The organism is Paenibacillus brasilensis (genome assembly GCF_009363115.1).
Lineage (GTDB): Bacteria > Bacillota > Bacilli > Paenibacillales > Paenibacillaceae > Paenibacillus > Paenibacillus brasilensis.
This window is the reverse complement of record NZ_CP045298.1, coordinates 2685001-2710908: the sequence shown is the minus strand read 5'-3', so window position 1 is coordinate 2710908 and position 25908 is coordinate 2685001. Positions and strand designations below refer to the sequence as shown.

The 25908-nt window shown below is 48.5% G+C and carries 12 protein-coding genes, 21 tRNA genes, 6 rRNA genes and 4 pseudogenes (1 of these 43 only partly in view); 5 read left to right on the top strand and 38 right to left on the bottom strand.

The window, feature by feature from the left end; genetic code table 11:
• Positions 1 to 433 precede the first annotated feature (433 nt).
• From rrf (GCU48_RS12720) to GCU48_RS12695, 6 genes and pseudogenes are all read right to left on the bottom strand, one after another.
• A 5S ribosomal RNA gene (rrf, locus tag GCU48_RS12720) occupies positions 434 to 550 on the bottom strand.
• A gap of 142 nt (positions 551 to 692) precedes the next feature.
• Positions 693 to 815 (bottom strand): annotated as a pseudogene (locus GCU48_RS28865) (serine hydrolase domain-containing protein); the annotation flags it as partial.
• Positions 816 to 818: 3 nt separating this feature from the next.
• The gene (locus GCU48_RS12710) at positions 819 to 1280 is read right to left on the bottom strand and encodes a pyridoxamine 5'-phosphate oxidase family protein (protein ID WP_152380224.1); all 462 of its coding nucleotides are present in this window, start codon (positions 1278 to 1280) and stop codon (positions 819 to 821) included.
• A gap of 59 nt (positions 1281 to 1339) precedes the next feature.
• Positions 1340 to 1576: a non-oxidative hydroxyarylic acid decarboxylases subunit D gene (locus GCU48_RS12705; protein ID WP_152380223.1), complete on the bottom strand. Its 237-nt coding sequence runs from the start codon at positions 1574 to 1576 to the stop codon at positions 1340 to 1342.
• A gap of 56 nt (positions 1577 to 1632) precedes the next feature.
• Positions 1633 to 3009, bottom strand: a complete 1377-nt coding sequence (locus GCU48_RS12700; protein ID WP_152380222.1) for a non-oxidative hydroxyarylic acid decarboxylases subunit C — start codon at positions 3007 to 3009, stop codon at positions 1633 to 1635.
• Positions 3010 to 3035: 26 nt separating this feature from the next.
• Positions 3036 to 3626, bottom strand: a pseudogene (locus GCU48_RS12695) (UbiX family flavin prenyltransferase).
• A 189-nt stretch (positions 3627 to 3815) separates the two neighbouring features.
• Between GCU48_RS12695 and GCU48_RS12690 the strand changes: the two are divergent.
• A complete protein-coding gene (locus tag GCU48_RS12690) occupies positions 3816 to 4727 on the top strand; it encodes a LysR family transcriptional regulator (protein ID WP_152380221.1) in 912 nt (303 codons plus the stop codon).
• 70 nt (positions 4728 to 4797) lie between these two features.
• Here GCU48_RS12690 and GCU48_RS12685 read toward each other — a convergent pair whose 3' ends face one another.
• The 5 genes and pseudogenes from GCU48_RS12685 to GCU48_RS12665 form a co-directional block, all read right to left on the bottom strand.
• A complete protein-coding gene (locus tag GCU48_RS12685) occupies positions 4798 to 5982 on the bottom strand; it encodes a response regulator (RefSeq protein WP_152380220.1) in 1185 nt (394 codons plus the stop codon).
• Positions 5963 to 7760 (bottom strand): annotated as a pseudogene (locus GCU48_RS12680) (sensor histidine kinase). The gene GCU48_RS12685 and the pseudogene GCU48_RS12680 overlap by 20 nt, the downstream one beginning before the upstream one ends.
• A gap of 30 nt (positions 7761 to 7790) precedes the next feature.
• Positions 7791 to 8615: a carbohydrate ABC transporter permease gene (locus GCU48_RS12675; RefSeq protein ID WP_152380218.1), complete on the bottom strand. Its 825-nt coding sequence runs from the start codon at positions 8613 to 8615 to the stop codon at positions 7791 to 7793.
• 14 nt (positions 8616 to 8629) lie between these two features.
• Positions 8630 to 9498 (bottom strand): annotated as a pseudogene (locus GCU48_RS28630) (carbohydrate ABC transporter permease).
• 134 nt (positions 9499 to 9632) lie between these two features.
• Positions 9633 to 10964: an extracellular solute-binding protein gene (locus GCU48_RS12665; protein ID WP_152380217.1), complete on the bottom strand. Its 1332-nt coding sequence runs from the start codon at positions 10962 to 10964 to the stop codon at positions 9633 to 9635.
• Positions 10965 to 11257: 293 nt separating this feature from the next.
• On the opposite strand from GCU48_RS12665, the gene GCU48_RS26905 reads away from it, so the two are divergent.
• Positions 11258 to 11416, top strand: coding sequence for a hypothetical protein (locus tag GCU48_RS26905; protein WP_167518685.1), 159 nt, complete (start codon positions 11258 to 11260; stop codon positions 11414 to 11416).
• 156 nt (positions 11417 to 11572) lie between these two features.
• Here the strand turns inward: GCU48_RS26905 and rrf (GCU48_RS12660) are convergent.
• The 4 genes from rrf (GCU48_RS12660) to GCU48_RS12645 all read right to left on the bottom strand — a co-directional run bounded on the left by rrf (GCU48_RS12660) (position 11573) and on the right by GCU48_RS12645 (position 18191).
• Positions 11573 to 11689 (bottom strand): 5S ribosomal RNA (gene rrf / locus GCU48_RS12660).
• A gap of 104 nt (positions 11690 to 11793) precedes the next feature.
• Positions 11794 to 14721: ribosomal RNA gene (locus GCU48_RS12655) — 23S ribosomal RNA — on the bottom strand.
• A 352-nt stretch (positions 14722 to 15073) separates the two neighbouring features.
• Positions 15074 to 16629, bottom strand: a 16S ribosomal RNA gene (locus GCU48_RS12650).
• The 16S, 23S and 5S rRNA genes sit together here, the layout of an rRNA operon.
• An 821-nt stretch (positions 16630 to 17450) precedes the next feature.
• Entirely contained in the window at positions 17451 to 18191 is a 741-nt protein-coding gene (locus GCU48_RS12645; RefSeq protein WP_152380216.1) for a Crp/Fnr family transcriptional regulator, read from the bottom strand.
• Between the two features lie 298 nt (positions 18192 to 18489).
• Between GCU48_RS12645 and GCU48_RS12640 the strand changes: the two genes are divergently transcribed.
• The 3 genes from GCU48_RS12640 to GCU48_RS12630 all read left to right on the top strand — a co-directional run bounded on the left by GCU48_RS12640 (position 18490) and on the right by GCU48_RS12630 (position 20833).
• Entirely contained in the window at positions 18490 to 18942 is a 453-nt protein-coding gene (locus GCU48_RS12640; protein WP_025718961.1) for a GAF domain-containing protein, read from the top strand.
• 141 nt (positions 18943 to 19083) lie between these two features.
• On the top strand, positions 19084 to 19737 hold the full coding sequence (locus GCU48_RS12635) for a response regulator (protein ID WP_025718949.1): 654 nt from the start codon (positions 19084 to 19086) through the stop codon (positions 19735 to 19737).
• Positions 19730 to 20833: a PAS domain-containing sensor histidine kinase gene (locus GCU48_RS12630; protein ID WP_152380215.1), complete on the top strand. Its 1104-nt coding sequence runs from the start codon at positions 19730 to 19732 to the stop codon at positions 20831 to 20833. Before GCU48_RS12635 ends, GCU48_RS12630 begins: the two co-directional genes overlap by 8 nt.
• 198 nt (positions 20834 to 21031) lie before the next feature.
• Here GCU48_RS12630 and GCU48_RS12625 read toward each other — a convergent pair.
• The 23 genes from GCU48_RS12625 to GCU48_RS12515 form a co-directional block, all read right to left on the bottom strand.
• Positions 21032 to 21102, bottom strand: a tRNA-Gly gene (locus GCU48_RS12625).
• Positions 21103 to 21111: 9 nt separating this feature from the next.
• A tRNA-Pro gene (locus tag GCU48_RS12620) sits at positions 21112 to 21185 on the bottom strand.
• Between the two features lie 24 nt (positions 21186 to 21209).
• Positions 21210 to 21286: transfer RNA gene (locus tag GCU48_RS12615), tRNA-Arg, on the bottom strand.
• Positions 21287 to 21313: 27 nt separating this feature from the next.
• Positions 21314 to 21384, bottom strand: a tRNA-Cys gene (locus GCU48_RS12610).
• A gap of 10 nt (positions 21385 to 21394) precedes the next feature.
• Positions 21395 to 21469 (bottom strand) — tRNA-Gly (locus GCU48_RS12605).
• 6 nt (positions 21470 to 21475) lie between these two features.
• A tRNA-Leu gene (locus GCU48_RS12600) sits at positions 21476 to 21563 on the bottom strand.
• A 14-nt stretch (positions 21564 to 21577) separates the two neighbouring features.
• Positions 21578 to 21653 (bottom strand) — tRNA-Lys (locus GCU48_RS12595).
• Between the two features lie 4 nt (positions 21654 to 21657).
• Positions 21658 to 21732 (bottom strand) — tRNA-Gln (locus GCU48_RS12590).
• A 15-nt stretch (positions 21733 to 21747) separates the two neighbouring features.
• A tRNA-His gene (locus tag GCU48_RS12585) sits at positions 21748 to 21820 on the bottom strand.
• Between the two features lie 18 nt (positions 21821 to 21838).
• A tRNA-Tyr gene (locus tag GCU48_RS12580) sits at positions 21839 to 21924 on the bottom strand.
• A 4-nt stretch (positions 21925 to 21928) separates the two neighbouring features.
• Positions 21929 to 22004: transfer RNA gene (locus tag GCU48_RS12575), tRNA-Thr, on the bottom strand.
• Positions 22005 to 22029: 25 nt separating this feature from the next.
• Positions 22030 to 22102: transfer RNA gene (locus GCU48_RS12570), tRNA-Phe, on the bottom strand.
• A 34-nt stretch (positions 22103 to 22136) separates the two neighbouring features.
• Positions 22137 to 22213: transfer RNA gene (locus GCU48_RS12565), tRNA-Asp, on the bottom strand.
• Between the two features lie 29 nt (positions 22214 to 22242).
• Positions 22243 to 22316, bottom strand: a tRNA-Met gene (locus GCU48_RS12560).
• 31 nt (positions 22317 to 22347) lie between these two features.
• Positions 22348 to 22423 (bottom strand) — tRNA-Val (locus tag GCU48_RS12555).
• A 6-nt stretch (positions 22424 to 22429) separates the two neighbouring features.
• Positions 22430 to 22501, bottom strand: a tRNA-Glu gene (locus GCU48_RS12550).
• A 32-nt stretch (positions 22502 to 22533) separates the two neighbouring features.
• A tRNA-Ser gene (locus tag GCU48_RS12545) sits at positions 22534 to 22625 on the bottom strand.
• 3 nt (positions 22626 to 22628) lie between these two features.
• Positions 22629 to 22702 (bottom strand) — tRNA-Met (locus tag GCU48_RS12540).
• A 34-nt stretch (positions 22703 to 22736) separates the two neighbouring features.
• Positions 22737 to 22812, bottom strand: a tRNA-Asn gene (locus GCU48_RS12535).
• A 4-nt stretch (positions 22813 to 22816) separates the two neighbouring features.
• Positions 22817 to 22892: transfer RNA gene (locus tag GCU48_RS12530), tRNA-Ala, on the bottom strand.
• A gap of 23 nt (positions 22893 to 22915) precedes the next feature.
• A tRNA-Ile gene (locus tag GCU48_RS12525) sits at positions 22916 to 22992 on the bottom strand.
• A 36-nt stretch (positions 22993 to 23028) separates the two neighbouring features.
• Positions 23029 to 23145 (bottom strand): 5S ribosomal RNA (gene rrf / locus GCU48_RS12520).
• A 104-nt stretch (positions 23146 to 23249) separates the two neighbouring features.
• Positions 23250 to 25908 (bottom strand): 23S ribosomal RNA (locus GCU48_RS12515) (it continues 269 nt past the right edge of the window).

Below are 25908 nucleotides of genomic sequence, written 5' to 3'. Positions count from 1 at the left end.
GTGATCAGGATATCGAACCGGCTTAGCTCGACGAGCTTGGCGAAGGCAGTTTTGTCAAATTGCTATGGTCTAAGCGATCCGGATAGTGGTCCAGTAACTAGATACGGTGTACGGCTTGACCCCAGACAAAGGCGCCGTCTATTGATACGACGGATTCGGGACCTCCTGGACAAGGGTTGGCGGAGCTTCCAACACCATATATGCATTTGAGGAATAAGATTAACCCTTGAAAAATCAATCTTCAAGCCAATCTTAGCGCTGATTAGCGTGTTGTAATACCTAGATCAGCGTAATGGCTTCTGGGTGAATGTTTCAATCAAGTGAGACGATAAAGCGTTCGTTATAGAATAAAAATACTTTATTTCTCTTCTATAAAAAGTACTTTATGAAACACAAAAAGAACACAGTCTTTAGGCTGTGCTCTTTTTGTCGTGCTTGGCAACGTCCTACTCTCCCATGACCCTGCGGTCCAAGTACCATCGGCGCTGGAGGGCTTAACGGTCGTGTTCGGGATGGGTACGTGTGGAACCCCTCCGCTATCGCCACCAAACATGAATTTGCCCCGTAAATTCTACCGTATGGTTATTCGGTTCATCACATATCGTGTGAATGAATAGCCATGCGCTTGCCGTATGCAACTCGTACATACCTTCAAGGCGTCACACCCTGAAAACTGGATCCGAAACTCTATTGTCAATAAGACACGCAACAAGATCATGTCCATATTCGTAAAGCCATCGTGTTCCTGGCTCAAATGCGAGCGGAACTTCAGAAAGCGCTTCAATTTCTGTGCGCAAGTCATATTTCCCCCTCCTGTTCTACATTAACAGTTCTGTCACCGTTTCTTTCCAGCGATTCAGCACCACTTCCGACTCCTTAAGTCGGATCGTAACCCCTGCCACAATATCAGCATATTGGGCCGAATCCTCTCGAGCTGCAAACACCCGTGCCGCAAATCGCTCGCGCACATGCTTGGCTCCGGGTAACATCGGCAGATGCTCCAGTGACAACCGTACATAATGCGCTTTTCCACCGATGAACACCGCAAGCGTTGCCTTCCCGGTACGGATCATATTGCCCGTCGTGGTCGTTCCTGGCCATAATGCCAGCCGCAAATTCCCCTCGTCCAGCGCAACAATCTCACCTACGCTAATCATTGCAATGTGCGGCCACTGATCCTCTGTGACCGTCAGCAGCATCATCGCTTCATGCTGCTTGTTCTCCAGTGTCTTGCCGTCCAGCAGCATAAACAGCTCCTTGCCAATCCTTGGTGTCTGCATAAAGTATAACCCCCTTTACATTCGGCCCATATACTCAAAATACCACAATTTACATCCGGTTACGAACGATCCTGCCTCCGTTCTGCAATCAGGGGTACGTGAATCGCATTCGGAATATCCCGGGGATCGACCTTGAACGCTGATTTATACTTTGCCGGATCGGTAATGCTATCTGGTTCCGAGGTTCGCCATGTGAACAGGCAGACAGGGCACAACAAAACCTCCCAGGCACCTTCAACCGGCGAATGGGAAACAACTTCTGAACGATTGGACTCACAACGGGGACAAATATGCATCTGTCAGCTCTCCTTTAATTCTTTTATTTTCAAACATATTTAACGCAGCATTTGGCTCAGCTTTTTCTCCCAAGCGGCTGCGAGTAATGGCCTCGAATATCCGGTGCTACAGGTGTCGTCGCATCCAGTATCATTTTGTGTGTCATTCCTGCCGGATCAGAGCCAGGGTCAAGCGGCAAAACAGACAAGCCTGGAACTATGACAGCATCATGCTTCGGATGCAGCTTAGTGGATAAAGCCCACATGACCTGCGGCAGATTGAACGGATCGACATCCTCATCCACTACAATGACCAGCTTGCAATACCCCAGCCCATGCGGAGTCGTTAACGCACGCATCCCCACAGCCTTCGCAAAACCGCCATACCGGGTTTTCGTAGAAATAATAGCGACAAGCCCATGCGTATACATGGCATTAACGGCTACGATTTCATTAGGAAATGCATCCTTGAGCTGTTGGAACAACGGTACACTTGTATTTACACCAATCATATAGTCCGTTTCCGTCCATGGCATTCCGATATACAAATGCTCAAAGATAGGCTGCTTACGGTGATATACACGATTAATCTGAATGACTGGCATCGCGCGCCCACCGGAATAGTGACCTGTGAATTCACCGAATGGACCTTCATACTCCCGCTCGCCCGCTAACACTTCACCTTCCAGAATAATCTCGGCCCCCCAAGGCAGATCCAAGTCCGCGTCCTTGGCTTTAACTACACGATAAGGCTCACCCTGAATGGCACCTGCCATCTCATATTCGGATTGATCGTACAACAGTGGTGTAGAGGCAGCCGTCGTAATAACAGGTTCACATCCCAGGGCAATCGCCACCTTCAAATTTTCACCCCGTTCTTCAGCTTGACGGATATGGATCGCTATATCATGCTGCGGTACAGGCTGAATACCCAGACGGTTTTTACCTTTCACCTGCATCCGGTACAAACCGACATTTTGCTTGCCATACGTATCCGGGTCATCCAGATCGCGCGAGACCAGAATAGCTTTATCCAGATAAAATCCCCCGTCTCCCTGATTCAAACGGAACAACGGCAGAATATCAAATAAATTAATATCTTCTGTGATCTCCACTTCGTGAAAGGGAGCCGTTTCTTCCCGCTTCACAGGTACCGGAAATTGTTCATAACGTCTGGCAAATTCAAAAAACTGCTCTTTGAGCGGAGTGTTCTTTGGCATTCCCATCATAAGAGCATCATTAGGCCAAGAGCCCATCACATTCATTACAATACGAGCATCCGTATAGCCATAAATATTGTTGAAGAATAGAGCCGGTGTCTTATCTCCAAGGTTGTTTAATGCCCTGTTTGCTGCTGCAATATCCGGCTCCGGCTTTACTTCATCGCTAATGGTGAGCAATTGTCCCTCTTTCTCCAGAGCATGCAAAAAATCACGAAAATCCTTATAAGCCATGATCCATTCTCCTTCGTTTTCCTATTTTAATTTTGGTGCAGTCTGGATTCAGCCTGCTTCATCCCATCCCAGCGTTTGGCTGCGGTTGTAACGATGTCCAACTGATCCAATACACGGAATACAATATGATCCACCATTTCCTCAATCGTCGCAGGATGATTATAAAAGGCTGGCATCGGCGGCAGGATCGTCACGCCCATGCGTGACAGTTCCAGCATATTCTCCAGATGAATACTATTCAGTGGTGTTTCCCTTGTCATGAGCAGCAGCTTCCTGCGTTCCTTCAACATCACATCTGCTGATCAAGTGAGCAGGTTGTCCGCCATTCCAATACGAATGGAAGCGAGCGTCTTCATGCTGCAAGGAGCAACAATCATACCGTCTATCCGGAAGGAACCGCTAGAAATACGCGCAGCCTGATCCTTGTACGAGTAAACCACATCCGCCATCGCCTCCACTTCCTTGACCGTGTAGCCTGTCTCATAGGGAATGTTTGCAATAGCCCACGGAGATAACACGAGGTGGCTCTGAACCCCCGCCTCTCGTAAATGCTGTAATATACGGATACCAAAGATTGACCCCGTCGCTCCCGATATTCCTACAATGATTTTCTTCATATATTCCCCTGCTTTCACTCCATTGTTTCCGTCCTCTAACAACGCTCTGCTCTTTAGACAAATTTATCCATTTCATCACTACCAAAAATTATACGCCTTACCTGTACACACGAAAAATATATATAATATATGTAATGCATACTTTAAAAGTATTCACTTGAGACTGTTCAGAAATGGGAGGTACCCTAAATGGATATAAAGCATCTGCACTACTTTTGCGTCATTGTGGAAGAAGGGCAAATCACGAAGGCCGCCCGAATGCTTAACATGGCTCAGCCTCCATTAAGTCAACAACTCAAAAATATGGAGGATGAGCTTGGCGTCAAGCTGATTTACCGCGAAGGAAAGAAGTGGGAGGTAACTGAGGCCGGATACGCACTATACACCCGTGCCAAGCGATTATTGGCCGAGATGGAGGATACCTGTAGAGAAATTGGTGAATTTGAAAGCAATGTCACCGGTACTCTGTCTATAGGCACTTCATCGGTCTGTATGTCACTGATTACCGGACCTCTCAGCCGCTTTCATCAGGATTACCCGGGGGTGTATATTAAAATAGGGCATGGGGACACGCATTACCTGGAAGAGCTGCTGCATCAGAATAAAGTTGATTTGGCCCTGCTCCTTCTCCCGGTAGATGACAAGTCGTACCATACGATAGAATTAGAGGAGATTCCTTTTGTTGTGGTGCTTCCTTGTGAATGGGCAGATCGTCATCCGAGTGGTGAAATTACGTTACAGGAAGTCGCCAGCTATGATCTCCTGTTAGCACGTCGAACGGAAGGACTTGGGATATACGAGACTGTGATTCGCAAATTTCAGGAGCAGCATCTTAACCCCCGTGTGGTACTGGACTGCCCTGAAATATCGACCATTCTCTCCCTTGTATCAACAGGCATGGGAATTACTATTATTCCGGACGCTGGCTTGGGACAAGAGTATGGTGACAGATTTCGCACACTATCTATTAAGGAGCCCTTCTCCTTTACCCGGCCAGTCGTCGTATGGCGCAAGGATCACTATTTGTCCAATGCAGCCCGCAAATTAATTGAACACCTGCAGGCTGGAGCTGGAAGCACAAAGAAGACTGCCCCAGAGTAGAAATTCCACTCACAGAACAGTCATATATTACATAGGTACTCACTATTCAGATCAGATTATATATCTCGTCCTACTTGACTCGCTGATGTCGATACTCTGTCGGAGTCATTCCACATTTACGCCGGAATACTTGTGTAAAATGCCGCATATTCTGGTAGCCGATCCGCTCTGAGATATCAGCCAGCCGCAGGTGGGGATCACTGAGCAGCCGCTTCGCCTCCTCCATCCGCAAACAAATGACATAATCCTTATAGCCCTGTCCCGTTTTCTGCTTGAACAGTTGGCTAAAGTAGACCGGGTTCAAAAAGACGACGGAAGCTACCTTCTCTAACGACAGCTCCTCCGTAAAATGAGCCTGAATATATTGCAATGCCACATCCACCGTATGCATGCCTTTACGAAGACATTCTCCGATATCCGCTGCTGCCGCTGCAATCTCCTCCGGCGTCCGTCTTAGCCGTGCAACCTCTTCAGGTATGGAGGCAAAATTGTGGTGAACGCCTGAGCGCGTAATTTGCAGGGGCACCTTCACGTAACGTTTTAAATGGGATTCGAGTAACGTCTCCAGCCGTGCAGCCTCCGCCTCATCCCGCAGGCGTGCAATGCCCAGCAGGCTATGACGGTCGAGACTGACGACAAAGCCGCTCCCCCCTGCCTCAATAAGCTCGGATAGTACGTTTTCAATCATAAAATGCTCCAGATGCGTCTGCTTATGATCAGGTTCCATGCGAACCATAAAGAGATGAAACTCCGGATAATTTTCGATAAAGGGCTGTATATCCAGTTTTCCCGTGTCCAGTCCAAGTGCATAGCGTTGAAAAACAGCCTCACGCAAATAGACCATATTGGATTTGAGAAGCCTTCCCTCATTGGCCTGCTGCGAAGCGACAAGCGCTTCGGCAGCCAGCACATTAATACATTCCAGCAGCTTCCTTTTGCCGATTGGCTTTAACAGATAATCCTTGGCACCCAGCTTCACTGCTCTTTGCGCGTATTGGAAGTCGGAATGGGCCGAGATGACAACCCACTGTAGATGAGGATGCTTTCGCTTGGAAATGCGCATGAATTCCAGACCATCCATACCCGGCATCAGGATATCAGTCAATACAATATCCACGGAATGCTCCGCCAGAATGCCCGCTGCTTCCTCGGTGGAAGCAGCGAGATGAATGCCGCAAGTTGGCAGAGCTTGGCCAATCGTACGCCGAATCCCCTGCCGAATCATACTTTCATCGTCAGCTATCAGAATATTCATGTTTCTTCCTCCTTCTGTGGCAGAGGCACACTTACAGTGGCTGTCGTTCCGGCCCCAGGTGTACTAGAGATCCGTAGACCGTACTCCTCTCCAAACATGTGCCGTAGCCTTAAATTTAGGTTTTGCAGGCCGATGCCTCCCGCCTGCCCGCTGCCCGTCTGCTTGCCGGGTTCTGCCAAAGCTACCTGAACCACCTCCCATCGTTCGTATTCCATCCCTGCACCGTTGTCGATGATGTGCAAACTTAATACACCGCCATGCTCCTCTGCCCGAACGAACAGCTTGCCACCTGTATTCGCAGGTAGCGGCTCCAGCCCATGCTTGACTGCATTTTCAATCAATAGCTGCAAGGTCATTTTCGGCAAACGGATATCCAGCCATCGCTCATCCATGCTGATGTCTACAGATACCCTGCCCTCCAGCCGGGCTTGGATGATTGTAAGGTAGTGGCTGATCTGCTCCACCTCCTCACGAAGGCTTACATCGGCCCCCTCTTCCCAATGGCTGCTGTAGGGGAACATATGGGATAAGGAGAGTACCACCTCTCCTAGCTGATCCTGCCCCTTTTCATCCAGCATCCAATAAATCATATCCAGCGTATTGTACAGAAAATGTGGATTAACCTGCGTCTGCAGCGCATGCAGCTCCGCATTTTTTTCACTGACTGATGAGATACGGACCAGCTCAATCAGTTCTGCAATCCGTCTTACCATATGGTTGAAGGAATTGGCCAACTGGTTGATTTCTTCATATGACTCAATGCTTACCGTATGACGGAAATTCCCCGTCTCTACCCGATTCATTTCACGAATGACCCGCTTGAGCGGAAGTGAAATCCCTCTGGAGACAATAGATGCAATTAACGCGGACACAATAATGAGTATAGGTGCCACAATAAGCAAATATCTTTGATTTTGCACCAGCTCTACATTCAAATCCTCACTGGGTGTCACACTAATGACTGACCAATCCGCAAACGGTAACTTGGAAGCGATTACAGCACTTTCATTACTCCGGTTTACAATAACATCATCCTCCGCTACCTGCTGTTCCAGTCCCCGCAAATCCGGGGGAGGGTCAGAGGAAGTAGCCGATACAATCCGGTTTTCATGGCCTAACAGATATACCTGACTATTGGTACCCAGCCGCAAGTTGTGAAGAGCGGACAAAACAGAACGCGGTTCGGCTTCAAATAGAACAATCCCTATTGGTTTGTGTTCGTCCAGATCATACAACTGCCGTCCGAACGCAAATACAGGTCTGGTTTCCACTTGATCAATGGCAGAGTGAGGATACACGCCCAGCCATGCGATTTTGCCTGCTGACTTTCGTATTTCCTTATACCATTCCGTATGTTCGTACTGAGTATCAATGACATTCATATAATTGCCATAGTTGTAGACCTTGCCTGTGTCCGTGATGACATGAATACCGATCAGGTCCTCCCGCGAATAATAGATAGCTCCCAAAATATTCGTAATCGTACGCTCGTTGATGTAGTTAACAGCAGGTAAATCACTGCTATCCGTCGTTAGCAAGCGAACCAAATCCATATTGTTGCTGATCGATTTGGACAGGCTGTTGTAGCTGCCGAGCAGCAAGTCGAACAGCCCTGCTGTCTGGGAGACATTTTTACGTGCCAGTTCACTGGCCTTATCATGGAACTGCACCGTAGTACGGTTGTAAAATAACAGACTGACCACCAGCACAATGCCGGACATGCTTAACAGGAACAGAACAAACAAACGGTATTGAATGGATTGAAAACGGCGCGGCATACCTCTGTGCGCTCCTCTCGCCTTGGCCGACTATCCTTTAACTGCTCCCGCTACCATGCCCTTGGTAATCTTTTCGGACAAGACAAAATAAATAATAATGACTGGTAAGGCTCCCATGACCAGAAAAGCGCCAATATTGCCGTAATTTACAGAATACTGGCTGACGAATGTATAGACACCAAAAGGGAGCGTTTTGAGCTTCTCGGATGAGATAAAGGTGGGAGCCATAATGTATTCATTCCAAATGTTAATGCAGGTTAATATACACACTGTCATGATGGGTGGAATCGAAATAGGTAAGATTACACTGCGGAAAATACGATAAATGCTTGCTCCGTCAATGTAAGCGGATTCTTCAATTTCGTGGGGTATGGAGCGCATAAAGCCGGATAGGATGAAGACCGCAATCGGTATCTGAAAAGCGATATAGGGTAAAATCAGCGCGAAGTACGTATTGAGAATGTGAACATTTTTAAACATCACCATCAGCGGCAGCAATGTAGCCTGCAGCGGAATCATCATTCCGATCAAAAACAAAGTCAGTACAACAGCCCCGAAGCGCCAGCGAAAACGCGTAATCGCATAAGCAGTCATCGAGCTTAATACTATGACGAACATCATCGTCGCCCCGGTCACCAGCACACTGTTTCCTAAATAACGCAAGTAGTTCCCTGCTTCATAGGCTTCCTGATAGTTGTGCCACTGGGGCACTACCGGGAGGGCAAAGAAGCTTGCGCTCAATATCTCTTCATTTGTCTTCAACGAGTAGGTCAGCAGCCAGAAGAGTGGATACAGCTGTGTGACGATTAACATCGCCAATAGAAAGAACACCCCTGCTTTTTTCATAGTGTTCAATAGATCCAACTCCTTTAGCTTACCTTATTTTCGATCCGTTTGAAAACAAAATTTATCACAATTGTAAATGACAAGCAAATGACTACGAGAATCGAAGCCAATGCGCTGCCATATCCATATTTCATTGATAAAAAGGACATATTGTACATATATGTCCGTCGCATGAGCCGGGCCTCCACCTGTCATCACCCAGATCAAATCGAATGATTGCAGAGAACCGATAAAAGCTAATACCATGGATATCTTAATAATCGGCACCATGAGCGGCAGTGTGATATATCGGTCTGCTTTGAACCCTTCAGCTCCATCAATTTTGGCTGCTTCGTACAGCTCATGCGGTATATTTTGTACCCCGGTAAACTGGATTAGCAAATGATAGCCAAAATACTGCCACAACGCTACAAAATAAAGGGCATACATCGCAATCTGCGGTTCTGTGAGCCATGAGCGTGTCCAGCTTTCCATCCCAACCGATATTAAAATACCATTCACCATCCCCCCATGGAGGCGGGATTATAGATTGTCTTCAATAGCTGTCCTATAACAGAATAACTGGCAGGAAGTACATCGTAACCAGCGTATTCGCCTTACGCACATATCGATTGAGCAAAATGGCCATTATCAGACAGAACGGGATTTCTGTCATCGAACAAACCGCGAACATCATGGTCCGCCTCACAGACGGCCAGAACACCGGATCAGCTGTAAAAATGCGTTCAAAATTAGCCAGTCCGACAAACTTCGCCTCGGCTATTCCGTTCCAATCCAGCAATCCGCAATACACGGACACCAGAATCGGCACAAAAACCATACAAGTATACAGCAGTATACAGGGTAACACGAAAACAGTGATGGTACGTGCCGGTACCTTCAGTACATTCATGCTCCGCCTTCTTTGCGTTGTTTTGTGAACGTCCTTCTAGGCTGCATCGCTCTACAGGATTGATTTCCAATCAGGGAAGTAGCTTTACTGCTCCTCCCCTGCTGTTATTACTTCAGGATTTGCAAAATCCTCACTTATTTATTCGCCTCAAAAACACTCTGATGCTCCTTGGCAACCTGCACAGAATTTTCCTTTTGCACGAACAGATTTTGAATACTGCTCAGATGGGCCTGCGCAATAGCCGGATTCATCGTATTATCGAAAGCGAGGTCGCCACCCTTTACATTTTTGAATAGCTCATACAGACTAATCGCCAATTCGGAGTAACCGGCTTCCTTCAAATCGCCTTTTATTTTCTGACCGCTGCCAATCGCGTTTTTCAAATCAAACTGAATCTTAGGCATCTCCGTAATAAAATAGTGCAGAAAATCCTTCGTCTCCTGTAAATGCTCACTGTTCGCCGATACTGCAAACGCGCTGCCTGGAGCTACTACATATTCATTCACATCCCCCTTGCCATTTACCGTTGGAAATTGAAATGCTCCCACCTTGCCTGCTACCGGTGAAGCATCAATAGACCCGGTTTCCCACGTGCCCATAATATACATCGCAGCTTTTCCTGTTTTAAAAATATTGCAACCCGCGTTATAGTCAATGGATGTAGCTCCGTCTGGGAAAGCCCCTGCCTGCACCAGTTCCTGAAATGCATCCACCGCTTCCACAAAAGCTGGGTCGTTAAAGGTCTTTTTGCCGTCCAGTACATCCTTGAGAAAATTCGGCCCTTCATTCGTACGCAGCAAAATGTTCATAAAAAGAAGGGAGCCGGTCCAAGAATCCTTTTCTCCAATCGCAATCGGAGTAATTCCCTTCGTTTTCAGCGTCTTGACCGTTGTAATCAATTCATCAAAGGTGGTCGGCAGCTTTAGAATTCCCGCCTGCTCAAACAGCTCTTTATTATAAAACACCACTTCTATATTGTTGCCGTCAGGAAAAGCATAGAGCTTATCGTCAAAGCTATAGTAATCGAGTAGTCCATCCTGAAATGTATTCTTTAAACCCTCTTTATCAGCCACATCGTCTAACGGAGCCAGCAATCCTGCATCCACGAACGGTTTCATTTGTGCAGCCGGGTTTACAATCGTAATATCCGGTACTTCCTTCGCTGCTGCTTGCGTTTTCAGCTTCAGCTTTTGTTGATCTGTATTGAGTGAGTCCAATTCAATTTTGACATGAGGATGATCCTGCTCATATTGACTGACAATTTGCTTGATCATTTTGTAAGAAGGGGTACTCGGGTCAGGGTTAATGTTCTGGAAGGTAATCGTCACATCTTGGGTTGAGGTGTCTCCTCCCTGTTTCCCTAAATTCCCCGGACTTGCGCTCTGTCCATTATTACAAGCTGCCAGCGTTAATGCCAAGGCGCTCACCACCACAACAGCAAACGCTTTTATTTCTGTTCTGCCCATAATCTTTTTCCTCCTCATGTTGAAGCATTACGCAATTTGTCCCCTATTGGTGGACACTCAATGCCCGCTTGTTTTTTTCATTATGTTCTATATAAAAGTTGTGAACAATGCGTGAACTTAAGGAGAAGGGTTTGTTTTTTTAAGCCCTCATTTGCGTGCTTCAAAATTCATTCATATCATAACTTGCAATTTATCTCGAACACAGGCATAATATAAATAAGAATTTGATAATGATTATCATTATTGAATACAGAATATTATATACACATAGACTTAAAGGAGGCAGGACCGCAGTGAAAGAAGTTTTCAGCAAAACCTCCCTGCATATTGATGATTATTTAGATCTTCTTAATCTTGCCGTACAAGTCGGAGATACAAAGTGGCAAAAAGAAATTACACGTAAACTTCAAGCCTTAAGTGTTCTCCAGACAGAACAAGTTGAAATAGATTAAGTGTCCCTCAGATAACACTGTACCTCTGTTCAAAATAGCTGGCAAGACACCACTTTACGAGAACAATCAGGATACGGTAAACTTGTGTATGGACGATAAATAGATCGAATAAAATAAAAAAAGCACGGCCCGTTAAGGGCTGTGCTTTTTTTCTGTGCTTGGCAACGTCCTACTCTCCCAGGACCCTGCGGTCCAAGTACCATCGGCGCTGGAGGGCTTAACGGTCGTGTTCGGGATGGGTACGTGTGGAACCCCTCCGCTATCGCCACCAAACATGAATTTACATCGTAAATTCGCCTATGTGTATGTATCTTCTACATACCTTCAAGGTGTTACACCCTGAAAACTGGATCCGAAACTTCATTGCGTTTTATCTTTAGGATAAGCCCTCGACCGATTAGTATTGGTCAGCTCCATGCATTACTGCACTTCCACTCCCAACCTATCTACCTCGTCGTCTTCAAGGGGTCTTACATACTGGGAAATCTCATCTTGAGGGGGGCTTCACGCTTAGATGCTTTCAGCGCTTATCCCTTCCGTACATAGCTACCCAGCGGTGCTCCTGGCGGAACAACTGGTACACCAGCGGTACGTCCATCCCGGTCCTCTCGTACTAAGGACAGCTCCTCTCAAATTTCCTACGCCCACGACAGATAGGGACCGAACTGTCTCACGACGTTCTGAACCCAGCTCGCGTACCGCTTTAATGGGCGAACAGCCCAACCCTTGGGACCTACTTCAGCCCCAGGATGCGATGAGCCGACATCGAGGTGCCAAACCTCCCCGTCGATGTGGACTCTTGGGGGAGATAAGCCTGTTATCCCCAGGGTAGCTTTTATCCGTTGAGCGATGGCCCTTCCATGCGGTACCACCGGATCACTAAGCCCGACTTTCGTCCCTGCTCGACTTGTAGGTCTCGCAGTCAAGCTCCCTTCTGCCTTTGCACTCTTCGAATGATTTCCAACCATTCTGAGGGAACCTTGGGGCGCCTCCGTTACTCTTTAGGAGGCGACCGCCCCAGTCAAACTGCCCACCTGACACTGTCCTCGTACCGGATCACGGTACCAAGTTAGAACCTAGATACGATCAGGGTGGTATCCCAAGGATGCCTCCCTTCAAGCTGGCGCTCAAAGTTCTACGGCTCCCACCTATCCTGTACAGATCGTACCCAAATTCAATATCAAGCTGCAGTAAAGCTCCATGGGGTCTTTCCGTCTTGTCGCGGGTAACCTGCATCTTCACAGGTATTAAAATTTCACCGGATCTCTCGTTGAGACAGCGCCCAAGTCGTTACGCCATTCGTGCGGGTCAGAATTTACCTGACAAGGAATTTCGCTACCTTAGGACCGTTATAGTTACGGCCGCCGTTTACTGGGGCTTCGGTTCATAGCTTCGCCCCGAAGGGCTTACCACTCCCCTTAACCTTCCAGCACCGGGCAGGCGTCAGCCCGTATACTTCGCCTTGCGGCTTCGCACAGACCTGTGTTTTTGCTAAACAGTCGCTTGGGCCTTTTCACTGCGGCCCCCTCGGGCTATTCACCCTACCGAGGCACCCCTTCTCCCGAAGTTACGGGGTCATTTTGCCGAGTTCCTTAACGAGAGTTCTTCCGCGCGCCTTAGAATTCTCTTCTCGCCTACCTGTGTCGGTTTGCGGTACGGGCACCTTCTCCTGGCTAGAGGCTTTTCTTGGCAGTCTGAGATCATGACCTTCGCTACTACAATTTTCGCTCCCCATCACAGCCCAGCCTTACGATGTGCGGATTTGCCTACACATCAGCCTCACTGCTTAGACGGACATCCATCAGTCCGCGTCACTACCCTACTGCGTCACCCCATCGCTCATAACGGATTACGGTGGTACAGGAATTTCCACCTGTTGTCCTTCGACTACGCCTATCGGCCTCGCCTTAGGTCCCGACTTACCCTGAGCGGACGAACCTTCCTCAGGAACCCTTAGGCTTTCGGCGGATCTGATTCTCACAGATCTTTTCGTTACTCATACCGGCATTCTCACTTGAATGCAGTCCAGCGCTCCTTCCGGTACACCTTCAACCCGCATTCAACGCTCCCCTACCCCTGATGCAAAGCATCAAGCCATAGCTTCGGTGGTGTGTTTAGCCCCGTTACATTTTCGGCGCAGAGTCACTCGACCAGTGAGCTATTACGCACTCTTTCAATGGTGGCTGCTTCTAAGCCAACATCCTGGTTGTCTGTGCAACTCCACATCCTTTCCCACTTAACACACACTTGGGGACCTTAGCTGATGGTCTGGGCTGTTTCCCTTTTGACAATGGATCTTAGCACTCACTGTCTGACTCCCGGAACTAAATCTATGGCATTCGGAGTTTGACTGAGCTTGGTAACCCTTGCGGGCCCCGCACCCAATCAGTGCTCTACCTCCACGATTCTATTTTCCGAGGCTAGCCCTAAAGCTATTTCGGGGAGAACCAGCTATCTCCGGGTTCGATTGGAATTTCTCCGCTACCCCCACCTCATCCCCGCATTTTTCAACATGCGTGGGTTCGGGCCTCCAGTGCGTGTTACCGCACCTTCACCCTGGACAGGGGTAGATCACCCGGTTTCGGGTCTACGTCCACGTACTCATTCGCCCTATTCAGACTCGCTTTCGCTACGGCTTCAGCTCTTCACCTTAACCTTGCACGGGAACGTAACTCGCCGGTTCATTCTACAAAAGGCACGCCATCACCCATAGATCGGGCTCTGACTTCTTGTAAGCACACGGTTTCAGGATCTATTTCACTCCCCTTCCGGGGTGCTTTTCACCTTTCCCTCACGGTACTGCTTCACTATCGGTCGCCAGGGAGTATTTAGCCTTGGCAGATGGTCCTGCCGGATTCATACGGGGTTTCACGTGCCCCGCACTACTCGGGATCCGTCTCGGAGGGAACAAGTTTTGAACTACAGGGCTTTTACCTTCTCTGGCGGGCCTTTCCAGACCTCTTCATCTAACCGGTTCCTTTGTAACTCCATGTGAGACGTCCCACAACCCCAGGGAGCAAGCTCCCTGGTTTGGGCTAATCCGCGTTCGCTCGCCGCTACTGACGGAATCACTATTGTTTTCTCTTCCTCAGGGTACTTAGATGTTTCAGTTCCCCTGGTCTGCCTCTCACTCACCTATGAATTCAGTGAGTAGTGACTGTCGATGAAGACAGCCGGGTTTCCCCATTCGGACATCCCCGGATCAAAGCTTGCTTACAGCTCCCCGAGGCTTTATCGTTGTTCGCCACGTCCTTCGTCGGCTCCTGGCGCCTAGGCATCCTCCGTGTGCTCTTTGTAGCTTAACCTAGTATTTACATCGTAAATACGATTTGCTTTGAATTTCGGTTCGACACGAAGGTGTGAATGAAATCCAAGGCTGCTACCTTTATTTCACTTGTTTACACAAGATCAGCTTAAAGGAATATTCTAAAACGCAATTCGTTTCGGTATCCAGTTTTCAAGGTGCAATTCGCTTCATCGAAGCGAAACCCGATGAATATTTCGGTTCCAACACGGATGTGTGAATGAAACATTCGTCGAAGCCTGAGAGTTTGAGCTCTCAAAACTGAGCAACGAGTGAGTAACAGGCCGAGACCTGATTTAGAAGCTTACGCTTCGTATTTGAATGTTTCCGTTGCAGGAAACGATTCTCCATAGAAAGGAGGTGATCCAGCCGCACCTTCCGATACGGCTACCTTGTTACGACTTCACCCCAATCATCTACCCCACCTTCGGCGGCTGGCCCCCTTGCGGGTTACCCCACCGACTTCGGGTGTTGTAAACTCTCGTGGTGTGACGGGCGGTGTGTACAAGACCCGGGAACGTATTCACCGCGGCATGCTGATCCGCGATTACTAGCAATTCCGACTTCATGCAGGCGAGTTGCAGCCTGCAATCCGAACTGAGACCGGCTTTTCTAGGATTCGCTCCAGATCGCTCCTTCGCTTCCCGTTGTACCGGCCATTGTAGTACGTGTGTAGCCCAGGTCATAAGGGGCATGATGATTTGACGTCATCCCCACCTTCCTCCGGTTTGTCACCGGCAGTCTGCTTAGAGTGCCCAGCTTGACCTGCTGGCAACTAAGCATAAGGGTTGCGCTCGTTGCGGGACTTAACCCAACATCTCACGACACGAGCTGACGACAACCATGCACCACCTGTCTCCTCTGTCCCGAAGGAAAGGTCTATCTCTAGACCGGTCAGAGGGATGTCAAGACCTGGTAAGGTTCTTCGCGTTGCTTCGAATTAAACCACATACTCCACTGCTTGTGCGGGTCCCCGTCAATTCCTTTGAGTTTCAGTCTTGCGACCGTACTCCCCAGGCGGAATGCTTAATGTGTTAACTTCGGCACCAAGGGTATCGAAACCCCTAACACCTAGCATTCATCGTTTACGGCGTGGACTACCAGGGTATCTAATCCTGTTTGCTCCCCACACTTTCGCGCCTCAGCGTCAGTTACAGCCCAGAAAGTCGCCTTCGCCACTGGTGTTCCTCCACATCTCTACGCATTTCACCGCTACACGTGGAATTCCACTCTCCTCTTCTGCACTCAAGCTCCCCAGTTTCCAGTGCGACCCGAAGTTGAGCCTCGGGATTAAACACCAGACTTAAAGAGCCGCCTGCGCGCGCTTTACGCCCAATAATTCCGGACAACGCTTGCCCCCTACGTATTACCGCGGCTGCTGGCACGTAGTTAGCCGGGGCTTTCTTCTCAGGTACCGTCACTCTTGTAGCAGTTACTCTACAAGACGTTCTTCCCTGGCAACAGAGCTTTACGATCCGAAAACCTTCGTCACTCACGCGGCGTTGCTCCGTCAGGCTTTCGCCCATTGCGGAAGATTCCCTACTGCTGCCTCCCGTAGGAGTCTGGGCCGTGTCTCAGTCCCAGTGTGGCCGATCACCCTCTCAGGTCGGCTACGCATCGTCGCCTTGGTAGGCCTTTACCCCACCAACTAGCTAATGCGCCGCAGGCCCATCCACAAGTGACAGATTGCTCCGTCTTTCCTCCTTCTCCCATGCAGAAAAAGGATGTATCGGGTATTAGCTACCGTTTCCGGTAGTTATCCCTGTCTTGTGGGCAGGTTGCCTACGTGTTACTCACCCGTCCGCCGCTAGGTTCATTAGAAGCAAGCTTCTAACGAACCCCGCTCGACTTGCATGTATTAGGCACGCCGCCAGCGTTCGTCCTGAGCCAGGATCAAACTCTCCAATAAAGACCAACCGAAGTTGGTTATAGAAAGAGCGATTAGCTCATTTTGAAACTGACAAGATAAAATATCTCATTGTTGATTTTGCGAACAAAATCATGTACTCACTCGTTGTTCAGTTTTCAAAGATCAAACATTTCTTTTTCGCTGCGTTTTCAGCAGCTATAAGATCATATCATGTTCTTTTCAAAAATGCAAGGGTTATTTTTTTCTTTTTTTCAAGATCATTTTGACCCGAGCTTTTTTTGAAATTGCTGTTTTGTTGTCAGCTAGAATAATATATCATTTTTAGCCAGATAAATCAACTTGTAAATATTCCCTCTTACTAGAGAGCTAATTTATTCAACCATTTTCCCAGCCTTATTTGGCTGGAGTTATACTTTAACACGCCTAGTTTATAAAGTCTATATGAATTTAGTTCCAATTATAAGATCTCGCACGCCACTCAAGAACGTCTATCATGTATATTCTTTTTCAGTTGGGTGCTCTAATTATAAACTAAAATTTCGACGTAGCGGTTCTTACTACTTGCTACATCTTATTCCCCATTGACTCTAATAAGCAAGGTCTCGTGAGCTTGAGCCTCATTCTCATCGCCAGCATTACATTTTTTCATTTTTCTCTCTGTATTTTAAAAACTTGATACAATCCTGATTGTAGGCTTGTTCATCATTCGCCTTGGTGTGAAGGCTGAGTTAAGAACTTTGCTATCCGGCGTTGATGGCTCTTTTATTATCCATGTTGTTCAAACGCCCCTTAATTTAGATTGTCATAGGACATGAAGCAAGGCGGGTCCTAGAGACTCCGCCTTATATATCTATATATTTTTAGAGTCGGCAAATTTCATGGGCACATTGGCCATACGAAGGACAGCAGCACATGGCACGCAATACCTTGAGATCATGAATAACGATTTTCCCATCTCTTGTATCCAGAGTGCCCTGCTCCTTCAACGAACTCAGCATCCGGTTCACACTCTCCCGTGTCGCTCCAATCATCTCACCCAGTTCGGAGTGACTCAGCTTCATATTCAGTAAAATGCCATCCTTCACTGCTACGCCGCATGTGTTGCTCGCACGAATCAGTGTAGACGCGAGCGCTCCTGTTTTACCATACAACAGCAAATCCCGAAAACGCGATTGCGTAATTCGTTGTTTCATCGCCATCCATTGAATAAACTGCAGTGCCATTTCTCCATTTTTAGACAAGAGCGACTCCAAATCCTTAACAAGCACGACGCCTAACTCACACACATCGGCTGTTTCCGCAGTGCAGCTATACTCTTCCCCATCTATCCCACTAAATTCCCCGATCAGATCGCCCTGATGCTGAATAGTCAGAATCAATTCTTTACCGTCTTCTGTCGACTTACGAAGTTTTACATGGCCCGAATGGATATAATAAAGCTGCTCCGCATCCTCGCCCTCTCGAAAAAGCATAACGCCTGCCTTTACCTTTTTCCAAGACATAATTTCTTTCAGCAGTTCAAAATGCTCCTCCGTCAAAAAAAGCTGAATCCCCGTGCGTTCCGCCTCGTCCCCAAACCGTTCCATACAAGTGGCTTGCATATTAGCGTCCTCCTCGTGTTTACCTTATATCTATATCATAAAGGCATAATACACGGGTTGTTATCGGGAGAACACCTGATTTTATACCTTTCTACTCCCTGATTTGTTGTGATATATGTCACTTCCCAGGCAGGCTAATGCCCCATTTACCGGCTTTCCTCTTACTCATTCCCCCAGCCTTATGAAAAGTCAGTGTTTCCTGCGCCTATAGATCAGGGGGTTCCCTGACTTACTTTTGCAACTGTCGGAACTACAATGAATTAGAGCTAGTTTTGTTAAGAAAAAGGATGTGTCTTCTATGCTACAAATAACGGATGAAATGCGAAAAGAACTAAACCAGTTAAGGGGTCGCGTCTATGGGGATCTCACTGCTCTTGCATACATGTCCAAGTCAGGAGGTGGTAAATTACATTGGTATTATGCCTCTGGCAGCAGAAGCAATCGTTATCGCCTTATTTCTTTTAAAGTGGGGCATGGCATTGCTGGACTGGCTGTTCGTCAGGGACGTACCGTGACCGTGAGTGCTTTGCTGCCTGGCAGCATACGCCTACGCCAGGAATGTGCGCTGATGCTGGCAGAGCAGCTTTATTCTGCTGTGGCTATTCCCTTTTCCAGCACGGGTGATTTACCGAACGGTGTGCTGCTTCTTGGTAACCGTGATGTTAGAACATTCACTGATTCCAACGTGGTCGAGGCCACTCAAGTCGCTCAGCGGCTTGGTCAGCTATGTGCTCACGCCCTTACTCCGTAAGATTCATTATAATTTTATAGAGTGACAATAGATATTTGCTAAAAATGGCTATACCAACTGTCTATATTGATTGAAATCCCTAAAATTTGCTATGATTATGACAAAACGCACGGTTTTTTTACCGTTCGAGGGGATGACAAATTGATTCGTATACTTGTAGTGGATGATCATGTTGTCGTACGTTCCGGCCTCATGGCCTTATTGGACGGCAAAAACGGCATTAAGGTGGTAGGAGATGCTGCAGACGGTGATGAGGCGATCCGCAAGGCGGTGGAGCTGCAACCTAATGTGGTGCTCATGGATTTTAGTATGCCACCTGGCAAAGATGGCCTAACAGCAACCACTGAATTAAAAAAACGGTTGCCTGATACTGAAGTTCTTATCCTAACGATGCATGATGATGAGGAATACCTATTCCGGGCAATTCAGGCCGGGGCATCCGGATACATTTTAAAAAGCGCACCTCATGAGGAATTACTCGCTGCCATTCAGTCTGTAGCCGAAGGCAGCGCCTATCTGTACCCAAATGCGACCAAACGACTGATGAGTGAGTATCTGGACAAGATCAAACAGGAAGGCATTGCCGGACCCTATGAGTCCCTTTCCGAGCGTGAAAAGGAAATTCTATCATGGATAGCAAAAGGATATGCCAACAAGGAAATTGCCGAGCACCTGGTGATTAGCGTCAAAACCGTAGAGTCTCATAAAAGTAACCTTATGGAGAAGCTTAACCTGAAAACACGGCCCGAACTGGTCAAATTTGCACTTAAAAAGGGGCTGCTGCACTATGAATGAACCTTCTAATCCTTTACTGCAACATGTGTTTGATGAGTCGGCTGATGAGCTACTAAATGATTTGGAAGCTTATATTCCAGAGTCCCCTTTTCTCGATGAACTGCGTAACTCACTTCACCAGCTATCCAACCTGAAGCTTGCACTAGATACTTCTTCTATCGTTGCCTTAACTGATCATCGGGGCATTATTCAATACGTGAACGACAAATTTTGTGAGATTTCGCAGTACAGTCGTGAAGAACTGATCGGTCGGGATCATCGCCTAATTAATTCAGGCTATCATACTCCAGCATTCATGAAAAACTTGTGGATCACGATACGTTCAGGCCAGGTATGGCAAGGAGAAATACGCAATCGTGCTAAAGATAACAGCTATTATTGGGTGAATACCACGATCGTTCCGTTTATGGACGAGGAAGGTAAGCCCTATCAGTATTTAGCGATCCGTAATGAGGTTACCAAACTGAAAAAAGTCGAGGCGGAGCTTCAGACGATGATGACGCAAGTAATGCAAATTCAAGAGGAAGAACGCAAGCGTTTTTCAAGAGAACTGCATGACGGGATCGGACAAAGCCTGTTTTCTCTAATTATTCAACTGGATAGCCAGCTTGCTGAACAACCTACCCCTGTTCTCGAAAATCTGCGTTCACAGGTAACCGACATCATTAAAGACGTCCGAGGACTGGCATGGGAACTACGTCCCTCAGTTTTGGATGATTTAGGTGTCGTACCAGCCATAAGAACCTATATTGAAAACTTTTGCTCGCATTACGGAATCGAGGTCCATTTTCAATGTAACCTACGTAAACGCCTTGATATTGGCAAGGAAATAGCTATTTATCGGATTGTACAGGAAGCATTAACGAATGTAGCCAAGTACGCAGACGTAGCAGAAGCACATGTCGACGTAGAAGATCAGGGTGAAATCATACAAGTGAACATTTGGGATGAGGGAATCGGATTCTCTAAAGAATCCCAAGGAGAGGGCGTTGGATTATTTAGCATGGAAGAACGGGCTAGAGGGGTAGGAGGATATATGAGCATGACCTCCGCGCCAAACCTGGGAACTTCCATCCAGCTTACCATTCCCGTGTAAAATTGGCCGTCGGATCGGTAATCGGTGTATATCAACAAACTTATTTGTGAGGTATACACCGAAATAGCCAGGGCCTCAAAATTCATCATATTGTTATTTAGAAAAGAGTATAAAAAAAGAGAGAGCACTGTCCTCAGACAGGCTCTCTTTATTTATAAGGTGTCACCACTGAGGCAACAAGAATCCGCTATAGCAAAAAGCGGGTGATGGGAATCGAACCCACGCTACCAGCTTGGAAGGCTGGAGTTCTACCATTGAACTACACCCGCAAATCAGTATCGGGATGACACGATTTGAACATGCGACCCCCTGGTCCCAAACCAGGTGCTCTACCAAGCTGAGCTACATCCCGACATTATACATTTTTTAAAAGAAATGGCGCGCCCTGAGAGATTCGAACTCCCGGCCTTTTGATTCGTAGTCAAACGCTCTATCCAGCTGAGCTAAGGGCGCATATTTTTAATTCATAATGAGCAGTTAAGGCGCCACCCAGATTTGAACTGGGGATGAAGCTTTTGCAGAGCTTTGCCTTACCACTTGGCTATGGCGCCGTATGGATAATGGAGCGGACGACGGGAATCGAACCCGCGACCCTCGCCTTGGCAAGGCGATGCTCTACCGCTGAGCCACGTCCGCATAATATGGTGCGGTCGAGAGGACTCGAACCTCCACGGGGGGTTAGCCCACACGGACCTGAACCGTGCGCGTCTGCCAATTCCGCCACGACCGCAAAATAATTATAAATGGTGAGCCATGAAGGACTCGAACCTTCGACACCCTGATTAAAAGTCAGGTGCTCTACCAACTGAGCTAATGGCTCTTAATGGCTGGGGATATAGGATTTGAACCTATGCATGACGGAGTCAAAGTCCGTTGCCTTACCGCTTGGCTAATCCCCAACAATAAGTATAAAGGGCGGCCGATGGGGCTTGAACCCACGAATGCCGGAGTCACAGTCCGGTGCGTTAACCACTTCGCCACGACCGCCATATGATTAAAAAAGACTGGTGGAGGATGATGGATTCGAACCACCGAACCCGTAAGGGAGCAGATTTACAGTCTGATGCGTTTGGCCACTTCGCTAATCCTCCAAAATGGTGCCGGCGAGAGGACTTGAACCCCCAACCTACTGATTACAAGTCAGTTGCTCTACCAGTTGAGCTACACCGGCACATTACTCATTCCCACTTGAAAGGTGGCTCGGGACGGAATCGAACCGCCGACACGAGGATTTTCAGTCCTCTGCTCTACCGACTGAGCTACCGAGCCATATTATGTTTTATTACAACATTACATACTAAAATGGCGGAACTGACGGGATTCGAACCCGCGATCTCCTGCGTGACAGGCAGGCATGTTAGGCCTCTACACCACAGTTCCAGAGGCATTCATTTCCATCAGGAAATTAATTGCGGGGGCAGGATTTGAACCTACGACCTTCGGGTTATGAGCCCGACGAGCTACCGAACTGCTCCACCCCGCGACAGTAAAAGGGATTTCACTTAAATTATTAATGGTGGAGGCTGAGGGGATCGAACCCCCGACCCTCTGCTTGTAAGGCAGATGCTCTCCCAGCTGAGCTAAGCCTCCATATTATGACCCGTAGGGGATTCGAACCCCTGTTACCTCCGTGAAAGGGAGGTGTCTTAACCCCTTGACCAACGGGCCTTACTAAATTAAGTTCTGAAATTTTAAAGGTGTGGCGGAGAGAGAGGGATTCGAACCCTCGCACCACTTTCGCAGTCTAACCCCTTAGCAGAGGGTCCCCTTATAGCCACTTGGGTATCTCTCCGAGTAGCGGCAGAGGGGATCGAACCCCCGACCTCACGGGTATGAACCGTACGCTCTAGCCAGCTGAGCTACGCCGCCACCTTATATATATAAGACAGAAATATTTAAAATATGGCTCCCCGAACAGGACTCGAACCTGTGACAACTCGATTAACAGTCGAGTGCTCTACCAACTGAGCTATCAGGGAATATTGGTGGAGCCAAGCGGGATCGAACCGCTGACCTCCTGCGTGCAAGGCAGGCGCTCTCCCAGCTGAGCTATGGCCCCAATCATTTATACTAATTAAGAAGTGGTGGGCCTTAGTGGACTCGAACCACCGACCTCACCCTTATCAGGGGTGCGCTCTAACCAGCTGAGCTAAAGGCCCTAATATGTACAACTTCATTATCCTCTAAAGGACATTGCTTGGCGGCGTCCTACTTTCCCAGGACCCTGCGGTCCAAGTACCATCGGCGCTGAAGGGCTTAACGGTCGTGTTCGGGATGGGTACGTGTGGAACCCCTCCGCTATCGCCACCAAACATGAATTTACATCGTAAATTCGCCTATGTGTATGTATCTTCTACATACCTTCAAGGTGTTACACCCTGAAAACTGGATCCGAAACTTCATTGCGTTTTATCTTTAGGATAAGCCCTCGACCGATTAGTATTGGTCAGCTCCATGCATTACTGCACTTCCACTCCCAACCTATCTACCTCGTCGTCTTCAAGGGGTCTTACATACTGGGAAATCTCATCTTGAGGGGGGCTTCACGCTTAGATGCTTTCAGCGCTTATCCCTTCCGTACATAGCTACCCAGCGGTGCTCCTGGCGGAACAACTGGTACACCAGCGGTACGTCCATCCCGGTCCTCTCGTACTAAGGACAGCTCCTCTCAAATTTCCTACGCCCACGACAGATAGGGACCGAACTGTCTCACGACGTTCTGAACCCAGCTCGCGTACCGCTTTAATGGGCGAACAGCCCAACCCTTGGGACCTACTTCAGCCCCAGGATGCGATGAGCCGACATCGAGGTGCCAAACCTCCCCGTCGATGTGGACTCTTGGGGGAGATAAGCCTGTTATCCCCAGGGTAGCTTTTATCCGTTGAGCGATGGCCCTTCCATGCGGTACCACCGGATCACTAAGCCCGACTTTCGTCCCTGCTCGACTTGTAGGTCTCGCAGTCAAGCTCCCTTCTGCCTTTGCACTCTTCGAATGATTTCCAACCATTCTGAGGGAACCTTGGGGCGCCTCCGTTACTCTTTAGGAGGCGACCGCCCCAGTCAAACTGCCCACCTGACACTGTCCTCGTACCGGATCACGGTACCAAGTTAGAACCTAGATACGATCAGGGTGGTATCCCAAGGATGCCTCCCTTCAAGCTGGCGCTCAAAGTTCTACGGCTCCCACCTATCCTGTACAGATCGTACCCAAATTCAATATCAAGCTGCAGTAAAGCTCCATGGGGTCTTTCCGTCTTGTCGCGGGTAACCTGCATCTTCACAGGTATTAAAATTTCACCGGATCTCTCGTTGAGACAGCGCCCAAGTCGTTACGCCATTCGTGCGGGTCAGAATTTACCTGACAAGGAATTTCGCTACCTTAGGACCGTTATAGTTACGGCCGCCGTTTACTGGGGCTTCGGTTCATAGCTTCGCCCCGAAGGGCTTACCACTCCCCTTAACCTTCCAGCACCGGGCAGGCGTCAGCCCGTATACTTCGCCTTGCGGCTTCGCACAGACCTGTGTTTTTGCTAAACAGTCGCTTGGGCCTTTTCACTGCGGCCCCCTCGGGCTATTCACCCTACCGAGGCACCCCTTCTCCCGAAGTTACGGGGTCATTTTGCCGAGTTCCTTAACGAGAGTTCTTCCGCGCGCCTTAGAATTCTCTTCTCGCCTACCTGTGTCGGTTTGCGGTACGGGCACCTTCTCCTGGCTAGAGGCTTTTCTTGGCAGTCTGAGATCATGACCTTCGCTACTACAATTTTCGCTCCCCATCACAGCCCAGCCTTACGATGTGCGGATTTGCCTACACATCAGCCTCACTGCTTGGACGGACATCCATCAGTCCGCGTCACTACCCTACTGCGTCACCCCATCGCTCATAACGGATTACGGTGGTACAGGAATTTCGACCTGTTGTCCTTCGACTACGCCTATCGGCCTCGCCTTAGGTCCCGACTTACCCTGAGCGGACGAACCTTCCTCAGGAACCCTTAGGCTTTCGGCGGATCTGATTCTCACAGATCTTTTCGTTACTCATACCGGCATTCTCACTTGAATGCAGTCCAGCGCTCCTTCCGGTACACCTTCAACCCGCATTCAACGCTCCCCTACCCCTGATGCAAAGCATCAAGCCATAGCTTCGGTGGTGTGTTTAGCCCCGTTACATTTTCGGCGCAGAGTCACTCGACCAGTGAGCTATTACGCACTCTTTCAATGGTGGCTGCTTCTAAGCCAACATCCTGGTTGTCTGTGCAACTCCACATCCTTTCCCACTTAACACACACTTGGGGACCTTAGCTGATGGTCTGGGCTGTTTCCCTTTTGACAATGGATCTTAGCACTCACTGTCTGACTCCCGGAACTAAATCTATGGCATTCGGAGTTTGACTGAGCTTGGTAACCCTTGCGGGCCCCGCACCCAATCAGTGCTCTACCTCCACGATTCTATTTTCCGAGGCTAGCCCTAAAGCTATTTCGGGGAGAACCAGCTATCTCCGGGTTCGATTGGAATTTCTCCGCTACCCCCACCTCATCCCCGCATTTTTCAACATGCGTGGGTTCGGGCCTCCAGTGCGTGTTACCGCACCTTCACCCTGGACAGGGGTAGATCACCCGGTTTCGGGTCTACGTCCACGTACTCATTCGCCCTATTCAGACTCGCTTTCGCTACGGCTTCAGCTCTTCACCTTAACCTTGCACGGGAACGTAACTCGCCGGTTCATTCTACAAAAGGCACGCCATCACCCATAGATCGGGCTCTGACTTCTTGTAAGCACACGGTTTCAGGATCTATTTCACTCCCCTTCCGGGGTGCTTTTCACCTTTCCCTCACGGTACTGCTTCACTATCGGTCGCCAGGGAGTATTTAGCCTTGGCAGATGGTCCTGCCGGATTCATACGGGGTTTCACGTGCCCCGCACTACTCGGGATCCGTCTCGGAGGGAACAAGTTTTGAACTACAGGGCTTTTACCTTCTCTGGCGGGCCTTTCCAGACCTCTTCATCTAACCGGTTCCTTTGTAACTCCATGTGAGACGTCCCACAACCCCAGGGAGCAAGCTCCCTGGTTTGGGC

Coding starts and splice junctions, on each gene's coding strand:
- GCU48_RS12710 (WP_152380224.1), bottom strand. CDS start 1,280: ATGCAGACACCAAGGATTGGCAAGGAGCTGTTTATGCTGCTGGACGGC.
- GCU48_RS12705 (WP_152380223.1), bottom strand. CDS start 1,576: ATGCATATTTGTCCCCGTTGTGAGTCCAATCGTTCAGAAGTTGTTTCC.
- GCU48_RS12700 (WP_152380222.1), bottom strand. CDS start 3,009: ATGGCTTATAAGGATTTTCGTGATTTTTTGCATGCTCTGGAGAAAGAG.
- GCU48_RS12690 (WP_152380221.1), top strand. CDS start 3,816: ATGGATATAAAGCATCTGCACTACTTTTGCGTCATTGTGGAAGAAGGG.
- GCU48_RS12685 (WP_152380220.1), bottom strand. CDS start 5,982: ATGAATATTCTGATAGCTGACGATGAAAGTATGATTCGGCAGGGGATT.
- GCU48_RS12665 (WP_152380217.1), bottom strand. CDS start 10,964: ATGGGCAGAACAGAAATAAAAGCGTTTGCTGTTGTGGTGGTGAGCGCC.
- GCU48_RS12645 (WP_152380216.1), bottom strand. CDS start 18,191: ATGCAAGCCACTTGTATGGAACGGTTTGGGGACGAGGCGGAACGCACG.
- GCU48_RS12640 (WP_025718961.1), top strand. CDS start 18,490: ATGCTACAAATAACGGATGAAATGCGAAAAGAACTAAACCAGTTAAGG.
- GCU48_RS12630 (WP_152380215.1), top strand. CDS start 19,730: ATGAATGAACCTTCTAATCCTTTACTGCAACATGTGTTTGATGAGTCG.